The sequence below is a fragment of the Streptomyces sp. SID14436 genome, from assembly GCF_010548465.1.
In the GTDB taxonomy this organism is placed as follows: domain Bacteria; phylum Actinomycetota; class Actinomycetes; order Streptomycetales; family Streptomycetaceae; genus Streptomyces.
This window is the reverse complement of the sequence record NZ_JAAGMD010000834.1, coordinates 1-25756: the sequence shown is the minus strand read 5'-3', so window position 1 is coordinate 25756 and position 25756 is coordinate 1. Positions and strand designations below refer to the sequence as shown.

Sequence of the window (25756 nt, the reverse complement as noted above, 5' to 3'; positions counted from 1 at the left end):
GGGGAGCCGGTCGCGGGGGCCGGGTGGGCGTCCGGTGCGCCGGCCGTCGGTGTGCACCGGGCCAGTTGGGCCGCGAAGCGGCCGTGCGGGGCGAGGGCGGCGACGGCGTGGGCGTCGGCGGCGGTGTCGACGTCGCGCAGGGTCGGCAGGTCGCGTACCCGCAGGCCGGCGGTGAGAAGCCGGTCCCGTTGCGCCGCTCCGGTCGTCGTGGTCGACATGGGGACGCCGCGCAGCAGGGCGGGGTCGGGGCGTGCCAGGCCGATGGCCCAGAAGCCGCCGTCCTCGGCGGGGCCGAAGTGGGCGTCGCAGCCGGTGAAGTCCACGGCGAGGAGTTCCGGCGTGACCTGGGGGGTGTCCATGCCGATGAGCAGGGCCGGTCCGTCGCAGCGGGCGAAGGCGTCGGCCAGCCGCTCGTCCAGGCCGCCCGTGCCCTGCGGGACGACGTCGAAGCCGGGTGGCAGCCACGGTCCGGGGCTGCCGTCGAGGACGAGGACGCGCCGGAGGGCGGGCGCGGCGGCCACGGCGTGCAGGGTGTCGGTGAGGGCCGCCTCGGCCAGCCGGGCCGCCTGGCCCGGGGTGAACGGTGGGGTGAGCCGGGTCTTGACGCGGCCCGGGCGCGGTTCCTTGGCGATGACGAGGAGCGTGGTCAACGGAGGGTTCCTCCTTCGGGCGCGGGCGGTTCCCCCAGCACGCGGCTCATGTCGCGTACCGCCTGCCAGGTGCCGCGCCAGGTGCCCGTCACCTTCGAGGCCCCGGTGCGCGGCAGGTACGGCACGTCGTGCTCGGTGATCCGCCAGCCGGCGTCGGCCGCGCGGACGACCATCTGGAGCGGGTAGCCGCTGCGGCGGTCGGTGAGGCCGAGGGCGAGGAGGGGTTCGCGGCGGGCGGCGCGCAGGGGGCCGAGGTCGTGCAGGCGCAGTCCGGTGCGGCGGCGCAGTATCCGCGCGAGCACCACGTTGCCGGCGCGGGCGTGGGCGGGCCAGGCGTGCCGGCCGCGCGGGCGCCGCCGTCCGAGCACCAGGTCAGCCGCTCCGTCGCGGATCTCGCGGACGAAGGGGACGAGGAGCGCGGGGTCGAGGGAGGCGTCGCCGTCGCAGAAGCACACCACGTCGGCGGTGGCCGCGGTCAGCCCGGCGTGGCAGGCGGCGCCGAAGCCCCGGCGGGGCTCGTGCACGACGGTCGCCCCGTACACGCGGGCGACCTCGGGGGAACCGTCGGTGGAGCCGTTGTCGACGACGAGTGCGCGCCAGCCCGGTGGGATGCGTTCGAGCACCCAGGGAAGGGCCTCGGCTTCGTTCAGGCAGGGAAGCACCACGTCGACGTCTTCGGAAGGAGTCGTCGTCACGGTCTCACCCTACGAACACGAAGGGTGCATATCGGACTTCTGCTTCTTACGAAACGCAGACGTCCGGCGTGGGGGCGGTGATCGGGGGCGCACCGGCGGCGGCGCGGTGCCAGGCTGGGGGCATGCAGCAGCAGCCGTACGAGTCCCCGGCGGGGCGGGCCGCCGACGGGTCGCCCCGCGTTCTGGTCGTGGACGACGATCCGACCGTCGCCGAGGTCGTCGCCGGGTACCTGGATCGCGCCGGTTACGTCGTCGACCGGGCCGGTGACGGGCCGGCGGCCCTCGCCCGCGCCGGGACGCACCGGCCGGACCTGGTCGTGCTCGATCTCATGCTGCCCGGCATGGACGGCCTGGAGGTGTGCCGGCGGATCCGCGGGCACGGTCCCGTGCCGGTCATCATGCTCACCGCCCGCGGGGACGAGGAGGACCGCATCCTGGGTCTGGAGGTCGGTGCCGACGACTACGTCACCAAGCCGTTCAGTCCGCGCGAGCTGGTGCTGCGCGTGGAGTCGGTGCTGCGCCGCAGCAGGCCCGCCGCCGCGGGCCGCCGGCTGGCGGCGGCCGGGCTGACCGTGGACCCTGCGGCCCGCCGGGCCACCAAGGACGGCGCCGGACTCGCCCTCACACTGCGGGAGTTCGACCTGCTGTCCTTCTTCCTGCGCCATCCGGGACGGGCCTTCGCCCGGGAGGACCTGATGCGGGAGGTGTGGGGCTGGGACTTCGGCGACCTGTCGACCGTCACCGTCCATGTGCGCCGTCTGCGCGGCAAGGTGGAGGACGATCCGGCCCGGCCCCGGCTGATCCGGACCGTGTGGGGTGTCGGCTACCGCTTCGACCCGACGGGCGAGGAGGACTGACCGTGCGTGACACCCTCCTCATCGCCGTGTACGCCTTCGCCGGTGCCGCCGCCACGGGTGTGGCCGGTGCCGGTCTGCTGCGGCTGATCCGGCGCCGCTCGCTGACCGCGTCGCTCGCCGTGGTGGCGGCCGTCGGGGTGGTCGCCATGCTCGCGGGCACCCTCGCGGTCGCCCGGGCGATGTTCCTGTCGCCGCACGACCTGACCGTGGTCACGACCGTCGTGGCCATGGCGGCCGTCGTGTCGCTGCTCACCGCGCTGCTCCTGGGCCGCTGGGTCGTCGCCCGCAGCCGCGAACTCGCCGTGGCCGCACGCGCGTTCGGCGACGGTGCCGCCTTCACCGCTCCCGACGGTCCGGCGACGGCCGAACTGGAGCACCTGAGCCGGGAGTTGACGGCGACGAGTGTGAAGCTGGCCGAATCCCGGGCGCGGGAGGCCGCGTTGGAGACCTCCCGGCGTGAACTCGTCGCGTGGATCTCGCACGACCTGCGCACTCCCCTGGCCGGGCTGCGGGCCATGGCGGAGGCCCTGGAGGACGGCGTGGCCGCCGACCCCGACCGCTACCTGAAGCAGATGCGCACCGAGGTGGAGCGTCTCGACGGCATGGTCGGCGATCTCTTCGAGCTGTCCCGCATCCACGCCGGCACCCTGCCCCTGGCACCGACCCGAATCTCCCTGTACGACCTGGTCGGTGACGCGCTGGCGGGCGCCGACCCGCTCGCCCGGGAGCACGGGGTGCGGCTGGTGGGCGGCCGGATCGAGCCCGTCCCGGTGGAGGTGGACGGCAAGGAGATGAGCCGCGTGCTGGGCAACCTGCTGGTCAACGCCATCCGCCGTACCCCGGCCGACGGCACGGTCGCCGTCACCGCGGAGCGGTCCCCGGAAGGGGTGGTGCTGTCGGTGACGGACGGCTGCGGCGGCATCCCGGAGGAGGACCTGCCGCGCGTCTTCGACACCGGCTGGCGCGGTACGCACGCCCGGACTCCCCCCGCGGGCGCGGGTCTGGGCCTCGCCATCGTCCGCGGGATCGTGGAGGCCCACCAGGGCCGGGCCACCGTGCGCAACACGCCCGGCGGCTGTCGCTTCGAGGTGGTGCTGCCCGCCGCCGCTTCCTGATCGCGGGCAGCACCACCGGTCCACGGCGGACCCTACGCCCCGCGCATGCCGGCCCGCGCGAACTCCGCCATGCCCTCCGCGAAGCCGGTCGCCGGCTTCCAGCCCAGCGCGGACCGCAGCCGCGAGGAGTCCGCGGTGATGTGCCGGACGTCCCCGAGCCGGTACTCGCCGGTGACGACCGGGTCCGGCCCGCCGTACGCGGCGGCCAGCGCCCGCGCCATCTCGCCGACGGTGTGCGGTTCACCGCTGCCGGTGTTGTACGCCGTGAGGGCGCCCGGCGCGGCCTCCGCCTCCAACGCCACCGCGTTGGCCGCCGCCACGTCCCGGACGTGCACGAAGTCCCGCAGTTGCCGCCCGTCCTCGAAGACGCGGGGTGCCTCGCCCCGGGCGAGGGCGGAGCGGAAGAAGGAGGCGACACCGGCGTACGGGGTGTCGCGGGGCATCCCGGGGCCGTACACGTTGTGGTAGCGCAGGGACACGGCCGACCCGCCGGTGCAGCGGGCCCAGGCGGCGGCCAGGTGTTCCTGGGCCAGTTTCGTCGCGGCGTACACGTTGCGGGGGTCGGCCGGGGCGTCCTCGCCGACCAGGCCGGGGCGCAGGCCCTGCCCGCACTCAGGGCAGGTCGGCTCGAACCGGCCCGCGTCGAGATCGGTGACGGCCCGTGGTCCTGGCCGTACGGCCCCGTGCCGGGGGCACGCGTAGTGTCCCTCGCCGTAGACGACCATGGACCCGGCGAGCACGAGGCGCCCGACGCCGGCCTCCGCCATGGCGGCGAGCAGCACGGCGGTGCCCAGGTCGTTGCGCGAGACGTACTCCGCCGCGTCGGCGACGCCCTGGCCGAGCCCGACCATGGCGGCCTGGTGGCAGACGGCGTCCACGCCGGACAGGGCGCGGCCGACGGCTGCCGGGTCCCGCACGTCGGCGCCGGGATCCGCCCGCACGTCGAACACGAGCGGTTCGTGTCCGCGTTCCTCCAGGGCGGCGACGACCTGGGATCCGATGAAGCCGGCGCCGCCGGTGACCAGTACGCGCATGCGGCCACGTTAGGCCCGCGCCGGGGCGGTACGCGGGGGCCGCGCCCGTACGTCACGGCTCCGTAAGGGATGCGCGGACGCGTCGTACGGGACGGGACCGAACATCCGTACGTCCGTACGGGGGAGAGCGCGCGTCCACGACGCGCAGCGGGCGGGACATACCGAGCAGGAATCAAGAAGCCGGTCCGCCCGGCCCGCGACTAGCGTGATCGCATGAACTCCCTCGCACACGTCACCCTCGAGGTGGACGATCCCGACGCCGCCCGCCGCTTCTACACCGCCGCCTTCGGCCTGGGGCCGCAGGTGCGGCTGCGTGCCTCGACCGAGCCCACCTCCGGGTTCCGCGGCTTCACCCTGTCGCTCGACGTCCCCCGGCCGGCCGATGTGGACAGCTTCACCGAAACGGCCCTGCAGGCCGGGGCCACGCAGCTGAAGCCGCCCGCGAAGTCGCTGTGGGGCTACGGCGGCATCGTGCAGGCGCCCGACGGCACGATCTGGCAGATCGTCACCAGCAACAAGAAGAACACCGGCCCCGCCACCCGCACGATCGACAACGTCGTCCTGCTCCTGGGCGTCCAGGACGTCAAGGCGAGCAAGCAGTTCTACACCGAGCAGGGCCTGAAGGCCGCCAAGAGTTTCGGCGGGAAGTACGCGGAGTTCGCCCCGCAGGACACCGACGCGGTCAGCCTCGCCCTCTACAAGCGCCGCGGCCTCGCGAAACTCGCCGGTGTGTCCGAGGAGGGCACCGGTTCGCACCGCATCACCCTCCACGGCCACGCCGGGGACTTCACCGACCCCGACGCGTTCCGCTGGGACTCCGCCGTCACCACCGCCTCGGCCTGAACGCCGGGAACGGTGCGTCGGCGAGGGGCCGCGCGCGGTGCCGACTGGACCGGGCCGTGTCCGCCGGCGGGGTCGCCCCATCCGGCATCGGGGGTCACCCCCTCTGCCGGCGGGCCCGTTTCACCTCGCCGTCGATGGCCCACGCGTCGGCGACCGGGCCGAGGTGGCCCAGCTTGTCGGGGTTGATCACCGAGCGGATGGTCTGGATCTGCCCGTCGAGCACGTCGAGGGCCAGGGTGTGGAGGACCTTGCCGTCCCGGTCGCGGAAGACCGCGCCGGGCTGACCGTTGACCTCGTGCGGCTCGCACGTCACCTCGATCCGGGCCAGCACCGGGAAGACGGAGGCGAGCAGCCGCGCCACGTGCTCCGCGCCGACGACTGCCCTGGCCAGCTGCGGAGCCTTGCCGCCGCCGTCCCCGACCAACTGCACGTCGGCGGCGAGGAGATCCCGCAGGCCGGCCACGTCGCCTTCGCGCAGGGCGTCGAAGAACCGCCTCGCCAGTTCCTGCCGCTCCTCGCGGTCCGCCTCGAACCGGGGCCGCCCGGCCTTCATGTGCCGCCGCGCCCTTACCAGCAGCTGCCGGCACGCGGCCTCGGAGCGCCCCACCGTCGCGGCGATGTCGTCGAAGCCGAAGCCGAACACCTCCCGCAGCACGAACACCGACCGCTCCAGCGGGCTCAGCCGCTCCAGCAGCAGGAGTGCCGCCATCGACACCGAATCGGCCAGTTCGGCCGAACGGGCGGGATCCTGGTACGGGTCGCTCAGCAGCGGCTCGGGCAGCCACGTACCCACGTAGGTCTCCCGCCGCACCCGGGCGGAGCGCAGCACGTCGATCGCGATCCGGGTCACCGTGGCGGACAGGAACCCCTTGACCGAGGTGGGGCGGGTCGTCGAGCCGTCGAAGCGCAGCCAGGTCTCCTGCACCGCGTCCTCGGCCTCACTCACGCTGCCCAGAATCCGGTAGGCGATCGAGAACAGCAGGGGCCGCAGCTCCTCGAACTCCTCGGCCTTGTTCATGCCTCGTCCTCCTCGAGATGTGCCACCGGGGCGGCGTGGGCCGGTCCGGGCACGTTCCGTCGATCGTTCGCTTCGCCGGCGGGCCGCGCAACGCAGCGCTCAGGTCAGTGGGACTGGGCGACCGCGTAGTCGCCGGCCGGCTGCCGGGCGATGACGTTCAGCCGGTTGGCCGTGTTCATGAACGCCACCAGGAACACGAGGGCGGTGAGCTGTTCCTGGTCGTAGTGGACCGTGGCACGCGTCCAGACCTCGTCGCTCACCCCCTCCCCGGCGTCCGCGACCCGGGTCCCCTGCTCCGCCAGCTCCAGCGCGGCACGCTCGGCCTCGGTGAAGACCCCGGCCTCCCGCCACACGGCCACCAGGTGCAGGCGCACCGCTGTCTCGCCGGCCGCGGCGGCCTCCTTGGTGTGCTTGTCGACGCAGACGGCACAGCCGTTGATCTGGCTCACCCGCAGGGCCACGAGCTGCTGCGTCGTGGCCGGCAGGGACGACTCCTGGACCGTCCGGCCGGCGGTCATGAGGTGCCGGAGGGCCTTGGCGCGGTCGGGTCGGCGAAGTAGTTCAGTCGCGCGTCCATCGTGTTCTCCCTCGGGTTCGTCGGTGGCTGCAACCCCTGGGACGAGACAGCCCGGCGTCCTGTGACATGACGCGGACCGCCCTGCGTGCTCCACAGCGCCTGGCGCTCGTACGGGGGGGGATGTCACCGGACGCGGGGGTGATGTCACAGGCGCGGGGTGCTGTCTCGTCCCGGGGAGAGCGGGCGAAAGCAGTCCCCCTCCCCGTCCAAGGAGCCGATGATGAACCTCGCACTCTGGATCGTGGCCGGTCTGATGGCCACCGTCTGCCTGATCGGCAGCGCCAAGATGTTCGTGCCCAAGGAGCGGCTGGCCGCCGCGGGCGGCGCCGCCACCCGCTGGGTCGAGGACTTCAGCCCCGGCGCCCTCAAGGCCATCGGTGCCGTCGAGTTGCTCGCCGCGGCGGGCCTGGTGCTGCCCGCCGTGCTCGGCATCGCGCCGGTCGTGGTGCCGCTGGCCGCGACCGGGCTCGTGCTGTTGTTCGTCTGCGCGGTGACCATGCGCCTCAGGCGCGGCGAGAGAGCGACGATCACGGGCGACGTGGTCTACCTCGCCCTGGCCCTCTTCCTGGCGTGGGGCCGCTTCGGACCCGAGCCTTTCTCGGGCTGACCGTCCCGGGCGGGCCCAGCCGGGCACGGAGACGACGGGGCGAGGGCTCGGCTCGTCGCCCCGTACGGGCTCAGTAGCCGTCGACGGGGAGGGTTGGGGGCGGGGGGCGTGAGTCAGAGCTCGGCGAGCCGGTCCACCAGCAGTTCCACCCTCGACTCGGCGTCCCCGGGCAGCAGGCGGCCCGCTCGTGTCAGGGTCGCCAGGCCGTGCAGTGCCGCCCAGAACACCTCGGTGAACATCTCCGGGTGGACGCCGTCGCCCGCCACCTCGGTGAGGCATGCGAGCAGGGCGGCGAAGGCGTCCTTCAGCTGCTCGGGCGTGTCCTCCTGGGCGTACGCCAGGCCGCCGTCGAGCCGGAACAGGGCGTCGTAGACCGCCGGGTTGTGCTCGGCGAAGTCGAGGTAGGTCCGGGCGAGGGCGACGACCCGTTCTCGCGGGCTGCTCGCCCCGGAGGTCGCGGCACGCACCGCGGCGGCCAGCTCGGTGGCGCCTTCCAGGGCGACGGCGCCGATGATCTCCCGCTTGCCGCGGAAGTGGCTGTAGAGGACGGGCTGGCTGTATTCGATGCGCTCGGCGAGCCGGCGGGTGGTGACCGCGTCCCAGCCCTGCTGCTCGGCGAGTTCGCGGGCGGTCGCCACGATGAGGCGCTCGCGCTCCGCCCGTTCGCGCTCCTTGCGTTCCTTGACCGACATGAAGGGATGCTAGCACTGCTAGACATGCGAGCGGCAGCAGGACTAGCGTTGCACCGTCATCTAGCAACGCTAGCTTCGGAGGTCCGTCATGCTCAGCACGCTCCAGGTCGTCACCACCGTGACCGTCGGCCTGATGGTGGGGGTGGAGTTCTCCGTCGCCGTCATCATGAGTCGCATCCTCGACGCGCTCCCCGGGGACAGCCGCCAGCAGGGCCACGCCCACGGGGGCCGGCTGCTCGGCGCCCTGATGCCCTTCTGGTACGGGGGCTCGCTCGCCCTCAGCGCCGTCTGGGCCGTCGCCGCGTGGGACCGGCCCGGCACCCCGCTCGTGGTCGTGGCCGCCGGGCTGCTGCTCCTCAGCGCGCTGATGTCGGTGCTGCTGCTCGTCCCGATCAACAACCGGAACAAGAACTGGACCCCCGAGAACCGGCCCGCCGACTGGGAGGAGCAGCTGGGCCGCTGGAGCCGGTACCACTACGTCCGTGTCGCCGTCATCATCGCCGCGTTCACCCTGCTGGTCACCGCCCTCGCCTGAGGGGCCAGGAGCCGAGGCGGGCACGGACCAGAATCGTGCGGGCACGGGACTGCGCTCGTCACGCCGTGGTGTCGAACCCGTCCCGGACGATCCTCCGGGCGACCTCGGCGCATACGTCGGCGAGTTCTGCGGCGATCCGGCGTTCCCGGCCGGCGCAGGCCGGCCCGCCCGCCCGGGCCGGCTCGACGGTGAGCAGGCGCTCGCGGCGCAAGCGGGTCGGCGGGTGGGTGGAGTCGGTGCTGTGCCCTCTCAGCCGGCCGGCCCGACGCCGGCGTTCGTACTCGCGCTCCGGGATCGCCCGCACGGATGCGGCGAGCTGTTCCCACAGCTCATCGGCACGGTCCGCCGCTCGCCGGGCGCCGCGTCCCGCGGAGCGGATCCTGTCGACCGTGCTGCGCATCGTGACCTCGGCCGCCTCCGCGACGAGAAGCGCGGGCGGTGCTGCGCGGTCCTGGTGTCCGCGCAGCTCTGTCTCATGCGCCGGTGACGCCGTCGACCTGCTCGCGGATGAGGTCCGCATGGCCGTTGTGGCGTGCGTATTCCTCGATCATGTGGATCATGATCCAGCGCAGGGACACCCCCTGGTCACCGACGTGGCCGGCTTCCGGCCCGGACAGGTTCCCGGAGTCGTCCAGCGATGCGTCGGCCGTCAGCTCGCGGCCCCGGGTGATCTCCGCGCGCCAGGTCGCGGTCGCCTCGTCGAGTCCGCGGTCCGGGTGCACGGTGAAGCCGTCGGGGTTGCTCTCCCCGTACACGGGCGGGAGGGTCAGGCCCGCGAAGACCCTCTGGAACCAGTTGCGTTCCACCTCGGCCATGTGCTGCACCAGGCCGAGCAGCGTCATCGAGGAGGGGGCTGCCGCGGGACGCCGCAGTTGTTCGTCCTTCAGGCCCGAGCACTTCAGGACGAGGGTCGCGCGGTGGAAGTCCAACCAGGCTTCCAGCATGGTGCGTTCGTCAGCATGAGGGGGCGGGACGGGCCGTCCGTCCGGTGTGGTGTTCATCGGCACACCCTCGCAGGTGCGGCCCCGGGATCGCCACCGGGCCCGCCGCCGACGAACGCGCCGCCGGTCGGGCGGGGACGGCGCCCCGAGCCCTCCCCCGGCACCCGCCCCGACATCCGCGCGTGGACCCCGTGGGCGGCCCCGGTGCGTCCTCCTCCGGCCGCGGCGTGCCAGACTGCGGTGTCCGCTCGCGGCGTCCGGTCAGCGGGACCGGCGGCGGGAGCGGACGGCCCCGGGGAGGCCGCCTGCGCACGGGACGGTGACGCAGCTCACGGCCGCAAGGGGCCCGATCTTGGAATGTCCGGCCGGCTCTCCTTGCTTCCCCTCTTCGTGGGCCGGCCATGCCCATGAGGTCTGCTGTGCCCAGGGGGGCGCCGGGCAATGGTGCTCAGCGCGACCGGCCACGAGTGCCGGGGACGGCTTCGGTCCGTTCCTCTCCCTCGATCCGGCCCGCTGCTGTTCGCGAAAGGTTTCTCTGCACCATGCCACTGGCTCTGCTGGCTCTGGCCGTCGTCGCCTTCGGCCTCGGCACGACCGAGTTCGCCACCATGGGGCTGCTGCCCCAGATCGCCGACGGGGTCGGTGTCTCCGTGCCGGACGCCGGCAACCTCGTCTCGGCCTACGCGCTCGGCGTCGTCATCGGCGCGCCCGTGCTGACGGGCATCGGTGCGCGCGTGCCGCACAAGCGGCTGCTGCTGCTCCTGTCCGGCCTGTTCGTGGTCGGCAACGTCGCGTCCGCGCTCGCCCCGACCTACGGCCTGCTGTTCGGCGCGCGCTTCCTGACGGGGCTGCCGCACGGGGCGCTGTTCGGCGTGGGCGCCGTGGTGGCGGCCCGGCTGGTCGCCCCCGACCGGGCCGCGCGCGCCGTGTCGAGGATGTTCCTCGGCCTCACCGTCGCGAACATCGTCGGTGTTCCCGCGGGCACGGCGCTGGGCCAGCAGCTGGGCTGGCGGACCGCCTTCCTCGCGATCGCCGTCATCGGCCTGGTCGCGCTCGCGGCCCTAGCCCTGTTCGTCCCGCACCAGCCGCGCGGCGCGCAGTCCGGCGCCCGGCACGAGCTGCGGGCGATGGGGAACCGGCACGTGGCGATCGGTCTGGCCGTCGCCGTGGTGGGCTTCGGCGGGTTCTTCGCCGTCTACAGCTACCTGGTGCCCATCCTGACCAACGTGACGGGCCTCTCCGAGGCGTCGACCACCCTGGTGCTCGCGCTCTACGGCGTCGGCATGACGCTCGGCACGCTGGTGGCGGGACCGCTCACGGACCGCGCCCTGCGACCGACGCTGTACGCGGGGCTCGCCCTGCTCGCGGCGGCCCTGGTGACGTTCTCCTTCACCGTGCACAGCACCTGGCCCGCCCTGGTCACCATCACCTTCATCGGGGCGCTCGGGTCCTTCATCACCACGCCCGTGCAGATGCTGCTCATGGCCAAGGCGAAGGAGGCTCCGACGATGGCGGCCGCCTCCAACCACTCCGCGTTCAACCTGGCCAACGCGGGCGGTGCCTGGCTCGGCGGTCTGGCCCTGTCGGCGGGATGGGGCTGGACCTCCCCCGCCCTGGTCGGCGCCGCCCTCGCGGTGGCCGGGCTGGGTCTGGCCGTCACGGGCGGCCTGATGAACCGGGACGGCCGCCGCTCCGAGGTGATCACCGCGTCCGGCGCGGTGGCCCCGGCGGCAGCGGACCGGGTGCCGACGGCCCACAGCGCCGACTGACCGGCCGGGCGGCGGCCGGGTGATCCCACCCGCGGCCGGCCCGTTCGGACGGCCGGGGGCGCGACCGGAAGCCGGGGACGGGCCAGTACAGAAGCCGGGGACGGGCCCGCGCGGAGCGGTGGCGCGGCCGTCCGGAAGCCGGACACTCGGCCGTACGTAAGCCGGGGACGGGCCCGCGTGGAAGCCGGCGACCCGGCCGCGGATCAGCTCCCGTCCTGCTGCCGCCGCACCATCTCGGTGATCCAGACGGGGGCGAACGGGGACGTGCAGCCCGGCGACGTCGGGTAGTCCTTGAGCACCTGGAGGCGCTCACCGATGTCGATCGCGCGGGCACGGTGCTCCGCGTGCTCGATGCCGATCTGGGCCAGACAGTGGTTCATCGCCCACTGCAGGCGGTCCGGGGCGTCCTTCAGCTCCGCCTCGATGACGTCGAGCAGACCCGCCAGGTCGAGGCCCTCCGGCTGCTTCGCCACCCGGTGGGTGGTCAGCGCCCAGCCGGCGCTCGCCACCACCGGATCCGGGTCGGCGAGCCAGGCCGGGCGCAGGTCCTCGGCGTGCGGATGCTTCTTGACCACGTAGTTCACGAGCCAGTCGTGCACCTTCGGGGTGCGTGCCTCGCGGGCCATGGCGTCCAGTTCGGCCGCCCCCCAGATCGCCCTGCACGTCTCGGAGTTCGCCGCGGCCGGCACGGACACCACGGCGCAGGCCATGACCAACGCGGTGATCTTCCTGTCGCAGAACCCGCAGGCGCTCCAGGACGCGCTCGCCGAACCGGAGCTGTGGCCGCGGGTGTTCGAGGAGACGGTGCGCCGGCGCCCGTCCTCGACGTTCACCTCCCGCCGGGTGACGCGGGACGTGGAACTGTCCGGTGTGCGCATCTCCGCCGGTGACATGGTGTGGGTCGCGCTGGCGTCGGCCAACACCGACCCCGACCACGTGGACCGGCCCTTCGAGTTCGACATCCACCGCCCGGACCCCACCGACCATCTGGCCTTCACCGCGGGCCGGCACACCTGCCTCGGCAATCCGCTGGCCCGGGTCCAGGGCGCCACGGGACTGCGGGTGCTGTTCGAGCGGCTGCCGACGCTGCGCCCGGACGACACGGACGAGCTGGACTTCCTGCGCATGGCGCTGCTGCCGGTGCGCCGCTCGCTCCAGGTGCACTGGGACGTCGCGGATGTCGAGCGGTCCCGGACGCGGACCGTGCGCACCCTCAGCCTGGAGGTCACCGGGCGCACCGAGGCGTCCGACGGTGTCGTCGCCCTGAGCCTGAGCCATCCGGACGGCGGGGACCTGCCGCCGTGGAAGGCCGGGGCGCACATCGACGTGCATGTGCCGAACGGGAACGGTGAGCCGTGGGTACGTCAGTACTCGCTGTCCTCCGACCCGGAGGACCGCACGACGTACCGCGTCGGTGTGCTGCGGGAGCCGGCCGGCCGGGGCGGCTCGGCCGCCGTGCACGACGCGCTCACGGTCGGCTCGCGGGTCACCGTGTCCTGGCCGCGCAACAACTTCCGGCTGCTGCCGTCGCCCCGCTACCTGTTCATCGCGGGCGGTATCGGCATCACTCCGATCCTGCCCATGATCAGGGAGGCGGAGCGGGCCGGCGCCGAGTGGGACCTCGTCTACGGCGGGCGCACGCAGGCGTCGATGGCCTTCCGTGACGAGCTGGCCGTGCACGGCGACCGCGTCACGTTCGTCCCGCAGGACGAGCACGGGCTGATCGACCTGCCCGGTCTGCTCGGTGAGGTCCGCGAGGGGACCCTCGTGTACGCGTGCGGCCCGGAGCCGCTGCTGCGGGCCGTGGAGGAGAACACGGCGCACTGGCCGAAGAACTCCCTGCGCCTGGAGCGGTTCGCCCCGAAGCCCGTGGTGCGGACGGTGCCCGACACCCCGTTCGAGGTGGAGTTCGCCGAGTCCGGCCGGGTGGTCGAGGTCGGCGCGGAGGAGACGATCCTGGAGGCGGCGGAGAAGGCCGGGCTCGCCGTGGTCTCCTCGTGCAAGACCGGGACGTGCGGCACGTGCGAGACGCCCATCGTCTCCGGCCGGGCCGACCACCGGGACTCGATCCTCACCCCGTCGGAGCAGGAGGCCGGCCGGACCATGCTGATCTGCGTGTCCCGCGCCGCGGCGGACTGCCCGCGCCTGGTGCTCGGCGGCTGACGCCGCGCCGAGCGCGCCCGCCACGCTCGTCGGGGCACCCGTACGCCGGGTGCCCCGACGGCGTCGTGGCCCGCGGTCAGTTCTCGAACATCCGGGCCCACTGCCGGGCCAGCGAGGTGAGGATCGACTCCTCGCGCTCCTTGTGGCCGCGGATGTACAGGAAGTAGAAGGTGCGTTCCAGACCCATCATCAGCGTGGTCATGTGGGCCTCGCGGGCCGCCCGTTCCTCCTCGCCCGCCCCGCCGAGGTGGAGCGCCGCGTGGGCGGACGTGACGCGCCGGATCAGGCCCAGCCATTCGTCGAGCACGTCCGGGTCGACGGTCATGGCCTGGTTGACGGCCTCGAACTCGGTGGCGTACCGCAGCCACATCCCGCGGGCCGTGCCGAGCCACTCCCGCAGAGCGTCCGGGGTGTGTTCGGGCATCCCGTCCAGGACGGCGTAGAGCTCGGCGACCTCGGTCTCGATCTCGGCCATGCGGGCGCGGATGATCTGGGACTTGCTGTTGAAGTACAGGTACAGGTTGGCCCGGCTGCTGCCGGCCGCCGCCGCGATCTGCGCCATCGACGTGTGCTCGTAGCCCTGTTCCTTGAACAGGCGCAGGGCCTCGTCGACGAATCGCTGTCGGGTGGCCACGCTCTTGGCCGTGCGGTTGGTTGCCATGCGGAGTTCCTGGCTCACGTGGGGAAGCGGCGGGGCACGGGACACTCCTGGCGTTCGGTGCGCTGGGGCGGGGGACGTCCGGGGCAGTTTAGTCGTCCGGCCGGGCCGTGGTGCGGGGGCCTCCGCGCGGCCCGGGCGGCGGGCGCGCGGGCGGGGTCCCGTCCCGGTCCGTGCGGGGCGTGGGTCAAGGGCCTTGCCGTGACGATGCCGGGTCCGCGGTGCCGGGGTCGTCGGCGATCTGGACGAGGGCGGTGATCCGCTTGCCAGCCCCCTCCCGGTGTGCCCGGAAGGTCCGGCAGACCGCGCGTACGAGTTCCAGGCCGTGCTGGCCGACCCGGTGGGGGTCGCGTCCGCGCACCGTCGGCAGGGTGGTGCTGCTGTCCCACACGCCGACCTGGACGGCCCCGTCCCGGAACACCAGGTCCAGCAGGCAGGCGCCGGGCGCGTACTTGCGGGCGTTGGTCACCAGCTCGCTCACCACCAGCTGCACCAGGCCCGTCGCCTGCGCCGACACCGCGACACCCCGCTCGGCCCGGACGGACCGCAGGAAGTCGCGGGCGATGTCCCGGGCCTCCCCGATCTCCGCTCCCGCTTCGAACAGGACGGACACAGCCATCGGGCTGCCGGCCGGCGGACTCCGGTCCGCGTCGTGGGCAGCAGGGTCCACCGGGTCCGCCTCACTTCCGAAGCTGGGTTGCTCACCCAGCGCTTCTGCCCGTGGAATCGGGACGCAATCAGCGTGGTCCGGCGGTCGCGGAGCGTGGCAGGGCCGGGGCGGGAACCGTGCGGGCACCGGAGGGGCCCGTGCCGGTGCGCCGCCTCCGGTCAGCGGCTGCCCGAGGCGCCGTACGGCTGGAGGAGCTGGTCGACGGGGGCGTGGTCGTCGGTGAGCCGGGGGGCGTCACCGATCCAGGAGGTGAGGTCGGCGCCGGTGACGTGGGTCCAGCCGGTCTCTCGGGCGTCCAGTGCCTGCTGGACCGCGCTCAGGTCGACGGGCCGGTCGGAGGCGACGAGGACCAGATTGCCGCCCACCGGGCCGGCCGTCGGGGCGCGGCCGATGTCGGCGGGTTCGCCGAGGAGGGCGACGTGTCCGAAGGTGTCGGTGAGGGTCGCCGCCTGCGCACGGGCGAAGGCCAGCTCGCCGTGGTCGATGAGGTTGGCGATGTAGAGGCCGTCGTCGTCGAGCACCCGCCGCACGTCGGCCATCGCCTCCGCCGTGGTCAGGTGCCAGGGGACGCTGACGCCCGCGAAGGCGTCGCCGACGACCAGGTCGCGGCTGCCGGTGTCCAGGCGCCGCAGGCCGAGCCGGCCGTCCTCCGTGCGGACCTCGATGCCGGACCGTGGGCGCAGTCCGAGCCGGTCGCGGTCGAGGCGCACGACGCCGCCGTCGATCTCGGAGACGAGGCTGCGCGTGCCGGGGCGGGTCGCCGCGAGGTAGCGGGGAAGGGTGAGCCCGCCACCGCCGATGTGGTGGGCCGTCAGTGGCTCGCTCTCGGGGAAGGCCGCGTCGGCGACCGAGGCGATGGCCCGCACGTAGGTGAATTCGAGGACGGTCGGGTCGTCGAGGTCGACGTAGGAGTGCCGCAGGCCGTCGAGGACGAGGGTGCGGCCGCTGTCCCGGTCGGGGTCGGTGACGACCCGCGCGCAGTGGTACCGGGTCTCCACGTCGCAGCCGCCGGGCGCGACCAGGGTGGCGAGTCCGCCGGCGACGACCGCGAGCGTCAGGGCGGGGATGCCGCTCCAGCCGCGTTTTCGCCACTGGACCAGCGCCGAGGCCACCAGCAGCGCGGTTCCCAGGCCGATCAGGATCGCGCTGACCGGCAGCCTCGACACCAGGACGAATCCGGTGAGGACCGTGCCCAAGATGGCCCCGACGGTGCTCACTCCGGACAGCCGGCCGACGACCGTGCCGGTCTCGGCGAGGCTGGTCAGGCGCATCTTGGTGACGATCGGCGTGACCGCGGACAGCAGGGCGCCCGGGACGAGGATGGTCAGCGCCGCCACGAGGAGGAGCAGCGCGGGTGCACGCTCCGCGGTGGTCCTCAGCACGGCGGGGGTGAGTGCGACGACCGCACCCGACAGTCCGAGCGCCGGGCCCAGGAGCCGCGGCGGGTCGACCCGGTCCGCGAGGCGGCCGCCGAGCCAGGAGCCGGCGGCGATCGCCGTGAGGGCGATGCCGATCACCATGGTGCTGGTCTCGAGCGTGAGACCGAGGTAGGGGGCGAGCAGCCGCAGGGAGACGACCTCGACGACCAGGACCGCGGCCGACGAGCCGAACACGAGTGCGGCGGCGGTGCGGGGCCCCGGACCGGCGGGGCGGGACGTGGCCTCGGCAACGGGCGGCGAAGACGATCCGGTCACGGACGACATCCTCGCATCCCGCACCGCCGGCCGTGCGGAACCGCGGGAACTCGGCCGCCCTCCGGCGAGTTGTCCCGCTCCCCGGGTTTCCGCGCGGCCAAGTCTCGGGCGGGCGGCCGTGGTTGCGGCGGGGACGGTGGCCGGCCGTGCCGGCGCGGGACCGCGGGGACGGTCAGCGTCCGACGTCGTACGTCAGGTGGGTGGCGGTCGAGGTGGAGACCACCGTCCGTTGCACCAGGGTGCGGGGGGTGCCGCCGGAGAACAGGGGTGTCCCGCCGCCGAGCACCACGGGCGCGAGGTGCAGCGTCAGTTCGTCGACCAGTCCGGCGTCGAGGGCCGAGCGGATGGTGGCGCCGCCGCCCATGAGGACGACGTCGAGCTCCCGGCCCGCCGCCGACGACGCCGCTTCGGCCCGCCCGCGGGCGGTGGCGACGGCGTCGGCCAGGCCGGTGGTGACGAAGGTCCAGTCGAGGCCGGACAGCCGCACCGACTCCGGTGGTGCGGTCGTCACGACGACGAACGCGGGCCTGGTCGCCTCACGGGCGCCGTACCCGACTTCGTCGTTCCAGCCGTCCGGTCCGTCGACCAGATCGAAGAGGCGGCGGCCGAGGACGACGGCGCCGGAACGGGCGGTCGCCTCGCGCACGATCCGGCGGTCGTCGGGGGCGTCGGAGAACGCCCAGGTGTGCAGGGCATCGCCGCCGGTGCCCAGGCCGTTGCGGGGGCCGGGGTCGGGACCGGTGACGAAGCCGTCCAGGGAGACCGAGATGTCGGCGGTGATGCGTGTCATACCAGGGAGGACCGGTCCTGACGCGTGAACTCATCGCTCGTGACCCGCCCCGGGGTCGCCGGGGCTTGATCACGACGTCTCCGTGTCCGGCGTGCGGGAGGGAAGGGCTGCGTCGACCTCCCCAGGTGCCGCAGCCCTTCCCAACTTCGGGCGATTACCCCGGCCCGCCGGAGACACGCCTCCCCCGCCGGGCCCGGGTCTCCGCCGGTTCACCTGCCGTCCGCGTTGGAGCCGTTCCTCGTCCGGCGCTGCCCCGAGCGGCTGCCGTGCCAGTCCAGGACGAGGGTGGTGGCGTCGTCGGGCAGCGACCCCTCGCAGACCTGGTGGACCGCCCAGGTCAGGGCCCGGACCACTTCACGGGGATGTTCGTCGCGGGTGTCGTGGATGAGGGAGGGCAGGTCGACGGCGGAGGCGACCCGGTCCTGCATGCCGTCGGTGAGGAGGACCAGCCGGTCGCCGGGCTCCAGGAGCAGCCGCTGCACCTCGTAGCGGACGGGGGCGGGCACCCCGAACGGCATGTTGACCTTGAGGGTGAGCTCCTCCACGCGGCCGTTCCGCAGCCGCAGGGGCCAGGGGTGCCCGGCGTTGACGAGTTCGCAGACACCGGTGTCCAGGTGGACCCGCAACAGCTGGCCGGTGGTCATCCCGCGCCCGTGGTCGGTGATCGCCCGGTGCGCGGCGTACGCCTGGTCGACGACGCCGCGCCCCGCCCGGCGGGCGCCGCGCAGGGCGTTGACGGTGAGGGTGGCCAGCAGGGCCGAGGCGGTGTCGTGGCCCATCGCGTCGGTGATCGACAGGTGGAGGACGTCCTGGTCGAGGGCGTAGTCGTAGGTGTCGCCGCCGATGTCGTCGGCCGGGACCAGGCCGCCGGCCAAGGTGAAGTGGGCGCCCTCGCAGCACGGTGCGGTCGGCAGCAGCTGGTGCTGGATCTCGGCGGCCAGGCTCATGGTGCCGGTGCGCCGGCCCCAGTGGTAGAGGTCGGTGAAGCGGCGGTCGGTGACCACGACGTAGGCGAGCGCGTGGGCGGCCCGCGCCACGGCCGCCCGGATCGCCTCGTCCGCGCACGGCACCACCAGCTCCAGCAGGCCCACGCAGTCGCCGCGGTTCGTCACCGGGGCCACCAGCCGCCGGCCGCCCTCGCCGTCCGGCTCGTCGTGCAGGCGCTGCGAGCGCAGCACCTGGTCGTAGACGCTGCCCGCGAGCCGCAGCCGGTCCGCCGCTCCGCGTGCCTCCGCGCACGTGCCGGCTCTCGGCAGCCGTACGGCCTCCTGCCCGAGCATGTCGATGAGCCACAGCGAGACCTCGGTCGCCGAGAACCGCTTCTCGAGGTTCTGCGCCACCACGTCGGCCGATTCCACCGGGGCGGCGTCCTCCGCCGCCCGCAGGACCTCGTCCAGGCCCAGACCCTCACCCTCCGCCACGGGCACCTCCCAGTCCCTCCCTTCCCCTCCGCTTGCCCAGGACCACGGTCCTGGATGCGTTTGCCGCCGGGCGGGCTACGGCGTGACGGGCGTGGACGTGTCCGGTCGGACCGGGTGACGTGGCGTGGGCCCGATCGGGCGAGGGTGCCCCTGGAGCCCGAAAGGCCCTGGTCAGCCGGTGCGGGGCGCGTGGACGGCCAGGACGGCGGTGTCGTCGTCGACACCGGCGCCGAAGGCGTCGAGGAGATCACGGACCGCGGCGATCGTGCCGACGGCGGTCGTCGGGGCCAGCGCGCGGCCGAAGTCGAGGAGGGCCTCGTCCCCGTAGCGTTCCCTGCCGCCCGTGGTGACGTCGGTGTGGGCCTCGGTGAGGCCGTCGGTGTACAGCAGCAGGGTGTCGCCGGGGGCGAGGGAGACGGTGGTGGTGGCGATGCGGGCGTCCTCCAGCACCCCGACGAGCTGCCCTCCCGGCGTGGGCAGGTAGTCGGCGGTGCCGTCGGCGCGCATCAGCAGGGCGGGCGGGTGGCCGCCGCTGGCCAGGGTGATGCGGAAGCCGCCCGCGTCGGGGTTCAGGGTGAGACGGCCGTAGACGACGGTGCAGAAGCGCGGGTCGTCGTCGTGGTTCTGGTGGGTGAGGACCGTGTTCAGGTTGGCGAGGACGGCGGCCGGGTCGGCGTCGTAGACCGCGGCGGCCCGCAGGGTGTAGCGGGCCAGGGAGGTGACGGACGCGGCGGCGGCGCCCTTGCCGCACACGTCGCCCAGGAACAGGCCCCAGGTGCCGGCGGCCAGCGGGAAGAGGTCGTAGAAGTCGCCGCCGACCTCGTCGACGGAGGCGATGTGGTAGTGGGCCGAGACGTCCAGGCCGGGCACGTCCACCAGCGTCGGGGGCAGCAGGGTGGCCTGGAGGGTGGTGGCGAGCCGCTGGAGGCGGTCGCGTTCCCGGTCGGCCTCCTGGCGGGCGCGCAGCAACTCGGTCTCGTAGGCGCGGCGGTGGCGGGCGTCGAGGAGGGTGGTGCGGATCAGCCGGGGCTGCCCGTCGCTGTCGGTCCGCACCGTCGAGGTGACCATGACGGGCAGGCGGCTGCCGTCGGCGGCCTTCAGTTCCAGGGCTATGCCGTTGATCTCGCCCTGCATCCGCAGCAGCGGGGCGAAGTGGGTCTCGTGGTAGAGGCGGCCGCCGACGGTGAGCAGGTCGGAGAAGTGCCGGCGTTCCACCAGGTCGTCGCGTTCGTGGCCGAGCCAGTTCAGCAGGGTGGTGTTGACCTTGACGATCAGGCCGTCGAGCGTGGTGGACAGATAACCGCACGGCGCGTGTTCGTACAGGTCCTCGGCGGTGTCCTCCAGCAGACCGGAGAACGGGGCGGGACCGCCGGCCGGTTCTCCCTCACGTCCGGGGCCGTCGCCGCCCTCCTCCTGCTCGCCGGGGTGCGGCGTCATGCGGTGGTTCCGGCGAACGCGGCGATCGCGGCGGCGGTCTCCTCCGGGGCAGCGAGCTGCGGGCAGTGCCCGGTCGCGTTCAGGGTGACCAGCCGGCTTCCGGGGATCCGGTCGTGGACGAACGCGCCGACCTCGGGCGGGGCGATCGCGTCGTGGGCGCTCTGGGCCACCAGTGTGGGCACCTCGACCGCGGCGAGGTCCTCCCGGTTGTCGGACAGGAACGTCACCCGGGCGAAGAGCCGTGCGATCTCCGGGTCGGTGCGGCAGAAGCTGTCGGTCAGTTCCTCGCCCAGCTCGGGACGGTCCGGGTTGCCCATGATCACCGGTGCCATGGTGCCCGACCAGCCGAGGTAGTTCGCATCCAGCGATTCGAGCAGTTCGTCGATGTCCTCGGCGCTGAATCCGCCCCGGTATCCGGTGGCCGGGTCGTCGATGAAGCTCGGCGACGGGGCCAGCAGTACCAGTCCGGCGAACATCCCGGGCTCTCGTGCGGCGGCCAGTACGCCCATCATGGCGCTGACCGAGTGGCCCACGAAGACGACGGGGCCGAGGTCCAGCTCGCGGCAGAGCGTCAGCACGTCGTCCGCGTACCCGTCCATGGAAGCGTAGCGCTCCCGGTTCCACTGCGAGAGGTCGGAGTTCCCGGCCCCCACGTGGTCGAAGAGGACCACGGTGAAGTCCGGCTCCAGCAGCGGGACGACCAGCCGCCACATGTTCTGGTCGCATCCGAAGCCGTGCGCCAGCACCACGACCGGTCCACCGGCCCGCCCGGTCACCTTGACATGATTCCTGTGGCGCACGTCCATACCGTCATCCTCGCAGACAACGCGCGGGGCCTCCTGGCTGATCGGGCCCCGCCGCGACCGGCCGGCCCGGGCGGGCCGCACGGCGGGTGGGACACGGTGGGGCCGGGTGCCTTCGCCGAGTCCGGCGGGACGCGTTCCCCGCCGGCCGGGGACCACTCCTCCTGGGCGAGGGGCGGGTGGCCGGTCACGGCCGCGGGGGCGGTCCCCGTGCGGCCGTGACCGTGGTGCGTCAGGGGCAGGTGCCGTCGGCGACGGTGAAGTGGCCCGCGGGTGATTCCTTGAGGGTGCGGGTCACGAAGATGTTGTACAGGCCCATGTTCTCGTCGGAGCCCTTGGCGTAGGTGTAGCCGCCGCGGGTCGTGGCACGGCCCGCCTGGACGTGGGCGTAGTTGGTGGCCGTCCAGCAGGCCGCGGCCGCACCGGTGGTGCGTGCGGTGAGCGGGGCGGACCGGCGGCCCGGCGTGCCGTCGGCGTCCCGGGCGGCGACCGCGTAGGTGTGGGAGGCGCCCGCGGTGAGGCCGTCGTCGGTGTGGGACGTGGCGTCCACCGTGGCGACCGGGGCGCCGTCGCGGTAGACGGTGTAGTCGGCGGCACCCTCCACCGCGTCCCAGGTCAGGCCGATCGTCGTGTCGGTGACGGCGGTCGTGGCCAGCCCGGTGGGGGCGGGCAGCCCTTCGGGTTCGGGGTCGGAGCCGTCCAGGCCGAAGAACCGGGCGATCCAGTGGCTGGAACAGATCGACTTCGCGAAGTGGGCGGTGCCGGTGCTGCCGCACTGCTCCGGCCCGGTGCCCGGGTCGACGGGGGTGGCGTGGCCCATGCCCGGGACGAGGTTCACCTCGACGGCCACGGTGCCGTCGGCCGCCACGTGTTCCTCGTGCCGGGTGGAGTTGGGGCCGATGGTGGACGTGCGGGTCGGCGTCGTGGACAGCCCGTGGAGCGCCGTCCACTGGTCGCGGATCTCCTGGGCGTTGCGCGGCACGACCGTGGGGTCCCGGTCGCCGTGCCAGACGGCCACCCGCGGCCAGGGGCCGGACCACGAGGGGTACGCGTCACGGACCCGCTGGGCCCACTGGGCGGGCGTCCGGTCGACGCCGGGGCTCATGCAGGTGAAGGCGCCCATGGCGTCGTCGGCGCACCCGTAGGGCAGTCCGGCGACGACCGCGCCGGCCCGGAAGACGTCCGGGTAGGTGGCGAGCACGACCGATGTCATGCCGCCGCCGGCGGACAGGCCGGTGACGTAGGTCCGGTCGGGGTCGGCGCCGTAGGCGGAGACGGTGTGGGCGGCCATCTGCCGGATGGACGCGGCTTCGCCCTGGCCCCGGCGGTTGTCGGCGGGCTGGAAGAAGTTGAAGCACTTGCTGACGTTGTTCGCGCTGGTGGTCTCGGCGAACACGACGAGGAAGCCGTGCCGGTCGGCGATCTCGGGCAGGCCGGAGTTGTCGGCGTACAGCTGGGCGCTCTGGCCGCAGCCGTGCAGGGCGAACACGACCGCCGGATCGGCCGGCAGGGAGGCGGGCCGGTAGACGTACATGTTCAGCGCCCCCGGATTGGCGCCGAACGAGGTGACCTTGGTCAGTCCGACCGCGGCCTGGGCCGTGGGGGCCGGTCCGGTCAGGGCGGCCGCGAGGGCCAGGACGACGACGGCCACGAGACGGGGCAGCCGCTCCCGCCAGGTGCGGTGCGGCCGCGGTGACGGGCCGGTGCGGGGTGGATTCGGGCGGGAGGACGGTGGGGCGTCCGCTCCGCGGAAGGGTGTGGGCATGGCGGCTCCTCGGTGCTGGGGATGCCGGGCCGCTCCTCGGGCGTGGATCGGTCGGAGCGGCCCGGTGTCCGGCACCGTAGGGGTCGTTCAACACGCAACGGTATGGAAGCCGCCACCACAGCCGGCCGGCGACGGGGTGGACCTGGACCGGTTGTGCCGCCGGGGGCTGTCTGCTAGGCCGGGGACTCCAGTCCGGCGGGCACGAGCAGGTCGGCGCCCGTGGCCGCCCGCACCTCGTCGACACCGACGCCGGGGGCGAGTTCGACGAGCGCGAACCCGTCCGGGGTGACGTCGACGACCGCGAGGTCGGTGATGACGCGCTGCACGACGCCCGTTCCGGTCAGGGGCAGGTCGCAGCGCGCGACCAGCTTCGGGCTGCCGTCCTTGGCCGTGTGCTCCATCAGGACGATGACGCGGCGCGCACCGTGCACCAGGTCCATGGCGCCGCCCATGCCCTTGACCATCTTGCCCGGGATCATCCAGTTCGCCAGGTCCCCGGACGACGACACCTGCATGGCCCCGAGCACGGCGGCGTCGATGTGCCCGCCCCGGATCATGCCGAAGGACAGCGCGGAGTCGAAGAACGACGCCCCCGGCAGGACCGTGACCGTCTCCTTGCCCGCGTTGATCAGGTCCGCGTCGAGTTCGTCCTCGCGCGGGTAGGGGCCGACGCCGAGGATGCCGTTCTCGGACTGCAGGACGACCTCGACTCCCGGCGGCAGGTGGTTCGGGATCAGCGTGGGCAGGCCGATGCCGAGGTTGACGTACGTGCCGTCCACCAGTTCGCGTGCGGCCCGGGCCGCCATCTGCTCTCGGGTGAGCGCCATGTCAGGCACCGCCTTCCTGGCCGCTGCGCACGCAGCGCCGTTCGATCCGCCGGACGGCTGCCGGGTCGTCGGGGAGGACCCGGACCACCCGCTGGACGAAGATGCCGGGCAGGTGCACCTCGTCCGGGTCCAGTTCGCCCGGCTCCACCAGATGCTCGACCTCGGCGACGGTGACGCGGCCGGCCATCGCGGCGAGGGGGTTGAAGTTGCGGGCCGAGGAGTGGAACACCAGGTTGCCGTGGCGGTCCCCGACGGCCGCCCGCACGAGGGCGAAGTCGGTCGTGATGCCCTCCTCCAGGAGGTGCTCCCGGCCGTCGAAGACGCGGGTCTCCTTCGCGGGCGACGCGACCGCGACCTGCCCGTCCGGTCCGTACCGCCAGGGCAGCCCGCCCTGCCCGACCTGGGTGCCGGCCCCGGCGGGCGTGTAGAACGCGGGGATGCCGGCGCCACCGGCCCGCAGGCGCTCCGCCAGCGTCCCCTGCGGTACCAGTTCCACCTCCAGTTCACCGCTGAGGTACTGGCGGGCGAACTCCTTGTTCTCCCCCACGTACGAGCTGGTCATGCGGGCGATCCGGCCGGCCCGCAACAGCAGTCCGAGCCCCCAGTCGTCGACCCCGCAGTTGTTGGAGACGACCTCGAAGCCGCCCACCTCCCTGTCCAGCAGCGCGGCGATCAGCGCACTCGGTATGCCGCACAACCCGAACCCGCCGACGGCGAGCGACGCGCCTTCCGCGACGTCGGCCACCGCCTCGGCCGCGCTGTCGACGGCCTTGTCCAGCCCCATACGGTCCCTCTCCGTCAGGGGTGCGTCACGGCCCCCCGAACAGCCGGGGCGCCGCGGGCCGTGAAGACCCGCGCGCCGTGGCCCTGTCATCGATGGGGCGACTCTAGGGACGCTCCGGAACGCACCGGTATGGCTGTCTGCGACACCTTCCGCCCGGAGAGCATGTGGTCGCCGACCAGGCACGGGCGGGCCGCCAGGGGACGGGACCGCGGGTCACGCGACGGACTGTCATGTGTGCGGCAACCATCCCCACGACCTGAGGACCGGCGGTCAGCGGTGGTGGGCCACACAGCCCTCGGGCGCGCGCCTGTCCGAGGGGACGGCCTCGCGGTCGTGCGTGCTGCGCCAGGAGGGGCGCCAGGCTCTGCTGCGTCCAGCCCTCCGGGTCGGTCATCGTCGGTCACGGAGCCGAGCTGCGGCGCGGTGGGGTGAACGTGTACAGGTCCAGGATGTCCGGCAGGGGGGCGATGCCGGGGCCGCCGGCCCTTACCCAGGCGACGATGTCCTCCGTCGCCGCCGGGTCGTTGACCAGCCCGAGCCACACCGGACGGGCTCCGGCAGCACGTCCCGCGGAGGAGGGGCGCACCACGACCACGTTCGCCTGGTCGCACACGTCCAGGCACTCCGACACCCGCACGGGCGCCTCGGCCCGCAGCCGCGCGGTCTGCGCCGCGTGGTCCCCGGCCACCTTCGCCGTGCCGCAGCAGCAGTCCCGGCACACGACGATCCGGCACGGCACACCGCCGGATGCTCCCGTCGTCCCGTCGTCCTGCTTCTGTTCGGGTTCCGTCCGTCCGGGCACGCCGACCCACCCCTCTCCGGGGAGATCCGCCCCGGTGTTCTGTGAGGAGGCGACGACGTGAGTCTCCTGGCTCTCGGGTCGTAGCCGATCCCGGCCTTCCCACCCCTCGCGGGGCAGTGGCCTGTCGGGGGATCCGCTCACCGATCACAGTGGCGGGACCGCGCCGGATTCGCACCGGCTTCCTCGGGCCGCCGTCGCCCTGTCACCGGTCATCATTCCACCGGCCGGCCGGCTGCGTCCGGGCGCCCCCTCCCCCACGGCCGGTGCACGACCGTCGCCGGGCCGGAGCACCGGGCGTAACGGTCCGCGGGCCTGTTCCGGCAGTTCAGCCGCCGTGACCCGGCCGGTCGCCGACTCGTCGCCGACGCTGTCGGAGCCTGTTATGCGTGTTCTACGCTACTTCGCCCCTGGTGTGATTGTGTTGTCCCACCGCGCGAGGAGAGCAGATGGCCCCCACCGCCGACCGTGACGACCGGCGACCCCGTTCCGGGCCGAGGGCGTACCGCCCGGACGCGGCCGGAGGCAGTCGCCCGAGACCCGTGCAAGCCCCCTCGGGGCCGGCCGCCCCGGCCGGCCGTGCGGCCGCCGGTCCGCCCGGGCGGCGTCACC

At 73.8% G+C, this 25756-nt stretch carries 25 protein-coding genes, 2 pseudogenes and 1 riboswitch; of the genes and pseudogenes, 7 read left to right on the top strand and 20 right to left on the bottom strand.

Going from position 1 to position 25756, the window contains the following annotated elements; translation table 11 throughout:
• Both G3I53_RS30505 and G3I53_RS30500 read right to left on the bottom strand, forming a co-directional pair.
• A partial coding sequence (locus G3I53_RS30505) for a TIGR04282 family arsenosugar biosynthesis glycosyltransferase (protein WP_164438980.1) occupies nucleotides 1-650 on the bottom strand: 650 nt, incomplete at its 3' end.
• Nucleotides 647-1345: a glycosyltransferase family 2 protein gene (locus G3I53_RS30500; RefSeq protein ID WP_164438979.1), complete on the bottom strand. Its 699-nt coding sequence runs from the start codon at nucleotides 1343-1345 to the stop codon at nucleotides 647-649. The genes G3I53_RS30505 and G3I53_RS30500, both read right to left, overlap by 4 nt.
• Before the next feature lie 122 nt (nucleotides 1346-1467).
• Between G3I53_RS30500 and G3I53_RS30495 the strand changes: the two genes are divergently transcribed.
• Both G3I53_RS30495 and G3I53_RS30490 read left to right on the top strand, forming a co-directional pair.
• The gene (locus G3I53_RS30495) at nucleotides 1468-2202 is read left to right on the top strand and encodes a response regulator transcription factor (RefSeq protein ID WP_164337652.1); all 735 of its coding nucleotides are present in this window, start codon (nucleotides 1468-1470) and stop codon (nucleotides 2200-2202) included.
• A 2-nt stretch (nucleotides 2203-2204) separates the two neighbouring features.
• The gene (locus G3I53_RS30490; RefSeq protein WP_164337653.1) at nucleotides 2205-3317 is read left to right on the top strand and encodes a HAMP domain-containing sensor histidine kinase; all 1113 of its coding nucleotides are present in this window, start codon (nucleotides 2205-2207) and stop codon (nucleotides 3315-3317) included.
• 32 nt (nucleotides 3318-3349) lie between these two features.
• On the opposite strand, the gene G3I53_RS30485 is transcribed toward G3I53_RS30490, so the two are convergent.
• Nucleotides 3350-4351 carry an NAD-dependent epimerase/dehydratase family protein gene (locus G3I53_RS30485; protein WP_164337654.1) on the bottom strand — a complete coding sequence of 334 codons (1002 nt, stop codon included), beginning with the start codon at nucleotides 4349-4351 and terminating at the stop codon, nucleotides 3350-3352.
• A gap of 213 nt (nucleotides 4352-4564) precedes the next feature.
• Here G3I53_RS30485 and G3I53_RS30480 point away from each other — a divergent pair, with 213 nt between their 5' ends.
• Complete coding sequence (locus G3I53_RS30480; protein WP_164337655.1) at nucleotides 4565-5194, top strand: glyoxalase; 630 nt, start codon at nucleotides 4565-4567, stop codon at nucleotides 5192-5194.
• Nucleotides 5195-5288: 94 nt separating this feature from the next.
• On the opposite strand, the gene G3I53_RS30475 is transcribed toward G3I53_RS30480, so the two are convergent.
• Together G3I53_RS30475 and G3I53_RS30470 are read right to left on the bottom strand one after the other, a co-directional pair.
• Complete coding sequence (locus G3I53_RS30475; RefSeq protein ID WP_164337656.1) at nucleotides 5289-6212, bottom strand: RNA polymerase sigma-70 factor; 924 nt, start codon at nucleotides 6210-6212, stop codon at nucleotides 5289-5291.
• Between the two features lie 104 nt (nucleotides 6213-6316).
• A pseudogene (locus tag G3I53_RS30470) lies at nucleotides 6317-6789 on the bottom strand (carboxymuconolactone decarboxylase family protein).
• A gap of 220 nt (nucleotides 6790-7009) precedes the next feature.
• Here G3I53_RS30470 and G3I53_RS30465 point away from each other — a divergent pair.
• The gene (locus G3I53_RS30465; RefSeq protein WP_164337657.1) at nucleotides 7010-7396 is read left to right on the top strand and encodes a DoxX family protein; all 387 of its coding nucleotides are present in this window, start codon (nucleotides 7010-7012) and stop codon (nucleotides 7394-7396) included.
• A 113-nt stretch (nucleotides 7397-7509) separates the two neighbouring features.
• Here G3I53_RS30465 and G3I53_RS30460 read toward each other — a convergent pair whose 3' ends face one another.
• Nucleotides 7510-8088, bottom strand: coding sequence for a TetR/AcrR family transcriptional regulator (locus G3I53_RS30460; RefSeq protein WP_164337658.1), 579 nt, complete (start codon nucleotides 8086-8088; stop codon nucleotides 7510-7512).
• Between the two features lie 88 nt (nucleotides 8089-8176).
• Here G3I53_RS30460 and G3I53_RS30455 point away from each other — a divergent pair, with 88 nt between their 5' ends.
• Nucleotides 8177-8623, top strand: a complete 447-nt coding sequence (locus G3I53_RS30455; RefSeq protein WP_164337659.1) for a DUF1772 domain-containing protein — start codon at nucleotides 8177-8179, stop codon at nucleotides 8621-8623.
• Nucleotides 8624-8681: 58 nt separating this feature from the next.
• Here G3I53_RS30455 and G3I53_RS30450 read toward each other — a convergent pair whose 3' ends face one another.
• Nucleotides 8682-9023 carry a hypothetical protein gene (locus G3I53_RS30450; RefSeq protein ID WP_164337660.1) on the bottom strand — a complete coding sequence of 114 codons (342 nt, stop codon included), beginning with the start codon at nucleotides 9021-9023 and terminating at the stop codon, nucleotides 8682-8684.
• 73 nt (nucleotides 9024-9096) lie between these two features.
• On the bottom strand, nucleotides 9097-9624 hold the full coding sequence (locus tag G3I53_RS30445) for a DinB family protein (RefSeq protein ID WP_203592434.1): 528 nt from the start codon (nucleotides 9622-9624) through the stop codon (nucleotides 9097-9099).
• A 482-nt stretch (nucleotides 9625-10106) separates the two neighbouring features.
• On the opposite strand from G3I53_RS30445, the gene G3I53_RS30440 reads away from it, so the two are divergent.
• On the top strand, nucleotides 10107-11333 hold the full coding sequence (locus G3I53_RS30440; RefSeq protein WP_164333132.1) for an MFS transporter: 1227 nt from the start codon (nucleotides 10107-10109) through the stop codon (nucleotides 11331-11333).
• Nucleotides 11334-11536: 203 nt separating this feature from the next.
• Here the strand turns inward: G3I53_RS30440 and G3I53_RS30435 are convergent.
• Nucleotides 11537-11971: pseudogene (locus tag G3I53_RS30435) on the bottom strand (DNA alkylation repair protein); the annotation flags it as partial.
• Between G3I53_RS30435 and G3I53_RS30430 the strand changes: the two are divergent.
• Nucleotides 11958-13496, top strand: coding sequence for a cytochrome P450 (locus G3I53_RS30430; protein WP_203591601.1), 1539 nt, complete (start codon nucleotides 11958-11960; stop codon nucleotides 13494-13496). The pseudogene G3I53_RS30435 and the gene G3I53_RS30430 overlap by 14 nt on opposite strands.
• Nucleotides 13497-13572: 76 nt before the next feature.
• Here G3I53_RS30430 and G3I53_RS30425 read toward each other — a convergent pair whose 3' ends face one another.
• The 11 genes from G3I53_RS30425 to G3I53_RS30375 all read right to left on the bottom strand — a co-directional run bounded on the left by G3I53_RS30425 (nucleotide 13573) and on the right by G3I53_RS30375 (nucleotide 25084).
• Nucleotides 13573-14157: a TetR/AcrR family transcriptional regulator gene (locus G3I53_RS30425; protein WP_164333133.1), complete on the bottom strand. Its 585-nt coding sequence runs from the start codon at nucleotides 14155-14157 to the stop codon at nucleotides 13573-13575.
• Nucleotides 14158-14341: 184 nt separating this feature from the next.
• Nucleotides 14342-14773: an ATP-binding protein gene (locus G3I53_RS30420; RefSeq protein ID WP_164333134.1), complete on the bottom strand. Its 432-nt coding sequence runs from the start codon at nucleotides 14771-14773 to the stop codon at nucleotides 14342-14344.
• 209 nt (nucleotides 14774-14982) lie between these two features.
• Nucleotides 14983-16518, bottom strand: a complete 1536-nt coding sequence (locus tag G3I53_RS30415) for a fused MFS/spermidine synthase (RefSeq protein WP_164333135.1) — start codon at nucleotides 16516-16518, stop codon at nucleotides 14983-14985.
• 172 nt (nucleotides 16519-16690) lie between these two features.
• Entirely contained in the window at nucleotides 16691-17308 is a 618-nt protein-coding gene (locus G3I53_RS30410; RefSeq protein ID WP_164333136.1) for a dihydrofolate reductase family protein, read from the bottom strand.
• A gap of 209 nt (nucleotides 17309-17517) precedes the next feature.
• Complete coding sequence (locus tag G3I53_RS30405) at nucleotides 17518-18729, bottom strand: PP2C family protein-serine/threonine phosphatase (protein ID WP_164333137.1); 1212 nt, start codon at nucleotides 18727-18729, stop codon at nucleotides 17518-17520.
• Nucleotides 18730-18900: 171 nt separating this feature from the next.
• Nucleotides 18901-20166, bottom strand: a complete 1266-nt coding sequence (locus tag G3I53_RS30400; protein WP_164333138.1) for a SpoIIE family protein phosphatase — start codon at nucleotides 20164-20166, stop codon at nucleotides 18901-18903.
• Entirely contained in the window at nucleotides 20163-20972 is an 810-nt protein-coding gene (locus G3I53_RS30395) for an alpha/beta hydrolase (RefSeq protein WP_164333139.1), read from the bottom strand. Before G3I53_RS30395 ends, G3I53_RS30400 begins: the two co-directional genes overlap by 4 nt.
• 229 nt (nucleotides 20973-21201) lie before the next feature.
• Nucleotides 21202-22734, bottom strand: a complete 1533-nt coding sequence (locus G3I53_RS30390) for a PHB depolymerase family esterase (RefSeq protein ID WP_164333140.1) — start codon at nucleotides 22732-22734, stop codon at nucleotides 21202-21204.
• A 173-nt stretch (nucleotides 22735-22907) separates the two neighbouring features.
• Nucleotides 22908-23561: a CoA transferase subunit B gene (locus tag G3I53_RS30385; protein WP_164333141.1), complete on the bottom strand. Its 654-nt coding sequence runs from the start codon at nucleotides 23559-23561 to the stop codon at nucleotides 22908-22910.
• A gap of 1 nt (nucleotide 23562) precedes the next feature.
• Nucleotides 23563-24345: a CoA transferase subunit A gene (locus G3I53_RS30380; protein ID WP_164333142.1), complete on the bottom strand. Its 783-nt coding sequence runs from the start codon at nucleotides 24343-24345 to the stop codon at nucleotides 23563-23565.
• 400 nt (nucleotides 24346-24745) lie between these two features.
• Nucleotides 24746-25084, bottom strand: coding sequence for a (2Fe-2S) ferredoxin domain-containing protein (locus tag G3I53_RS30375; protein WP_164333143.1), 339 nt, complete (start codon nucleotides 25082-25084; stop codon nucleotides 24746-24748).
• A 122-nt stretch (nucleotides 25085-25206) separates the two neighbouring features.
• Nucleotides 25207-25332, bottom strand: a riboswitch (cobalamin riboswitch).
• Nucleotides 25333-25756: the final 424 nt, after the last annotated feature.

What these genes read in the sequence shown, in the direction of transcription:
- G3I53_RS30495 (WP_164337652.1), top strand. Translation starts at nt 1,468, where the DNA reads ATGCAGCAGCAGCCGTACGAGTCCCCGGCGGGGCGGGCCGCCGACGGG.
- G3I53_RS30485 (WP_164337654.1), bottom strand. Translation starts at nt 4,351, where the DNA reads ATGCGCGTACTGGTCACCGGCGGCGCCGGCTTCATCGGATCCCAGGTC.
- G3I53_RS30480 (WP_164337655.1), top strand. Translation starts at nt 4,565, where the DNA reads ATGAACTCCCTCGCACACGTCACCCTCGAGGTGGACGATCCCGACGCC.
- G3I53_RS30475 (WP_164337656.1), bottom strand. Translation starts at nt 6,212, where the DNA reads ATGAACAAGGCCGAGGAGTTCGAGGAGCTGCGGCCCCTGCTGTTCTCG.
- G3I53_RS30465 (WP_164337657.1), top strand. Translation starts at nt 7,010, where the DNA reads ATGAACCTCGCACTCTGGATCGTGGCCGGTCTGATGGCCACCGTCTGC.
- G3I53_RS30460 (WP_164337658.1), bottom strand. Translation starts at nt 8,088, where the DNA reads ATGTCGGTCAAGGAACGCAAGGAGCGCGAACGGGCGGAGCGCGAGCGC.
- G3I53_RS30455 (WP_164337659.1), top strand. Translation starts at nt 8,177, where the DNA reads ATGCTCAGCACGCTCCAGGTCGTCACCACCGTGACCGTCGGCCTGATG.
- G3I53_RS30450 (WP_164337660.1), bottom strand. Translation starts at nt 9,023, where the DNA reads ATGCGCAGCACGGTCGACAGGATCCGCTCCGCGGGACGCGGCGCCCGG.
- G3I53_RS30445 (WP_203592434.1), bottom strand. Translation starts at nt 9,624, where the DNA reads ATGAACACCACACCGGACGGACGGCCCGTCCCGCCCCCTCATGCTGAC.
- G3I53_RS30440 (WP_164333132.1), top strand. Translation starts at nt 10,107, where the DNA reads ATGCCACTGGCTCTGCTGGCTCTGGCCGTCGTCGCCTTCGGCCTCGGC.
- G3I53_RS30430 (WP_203591601.1), top strand. Translation starts at nt 11,958, where the DNA reads ATGGCGTCCAGTTCGGCCGCCCCCCAGATCGCCCTGCACGTCTCGGAG.
- G3I53_RS30425 (WP_164333133.1), bottom strand. Translation starts at nt 14,157, where the DNA reads ATGGCAACCAACCGCACGGCCAAGAGCGTGGCCACCCGACAGCGATTC.
- G3I53_RS30420 (WP_164333134.1), bottom strand. Translation starts at nt 14,773, where the DNA reads ATGGCTGTGTCCGTCCTGTTCGAAGCGGGAGCGGAGATCGGGGAGGCC.
- G3I53_RS30410 (WP_164333136.1), bottom strand. Translation starts at nt 17,308, where the DNA reads ATGACACGCATCACCGCCGACATCTCGGTCTCCCTGGACGGCTTCGTC.
- G3I53_RS30400 (WP_164333138.1), bottom strand. Translation starts at nt 20,166, where the DNA reads ATGACGCCGCACCCCGGCGAGCAGGAGGAGGGCGGCGACGGCCCCGGA.
- G3I53_RS30395 (WP_164333139.1), bottom strand. Translation starts at nt 20,972, where the DNA reads ATGGACGTGCGCCACAGGAATCATGTCAAGGTGACCGGGCGGGCCGGT.
- G3I53_RS30390 (WP_164333140.1), bottom strand. Translation starts at nt 22,734, where the DNA reads ATGCCCACACCCTTCCGCGGAGCGGACGCCCCACCGTCCTCCCGCCCG.
- G3I53_RS30385 (WP_164333141.1), bottom strand. Translation starts at nt 23,561, where the DNA reads ATGGCGCTCACCCGAGAGCAGATGGCGGCCCGGGCCGCACGCGAACTG.
- G3I53_RS30380 (WP_164333142.1), bottom strand. Translation starts at nt 24,345, where the DNA reads ATGGGGCTGGACAAGGCCGTCGACAGCGCGGCCGAGGCGGTGGCCGAC.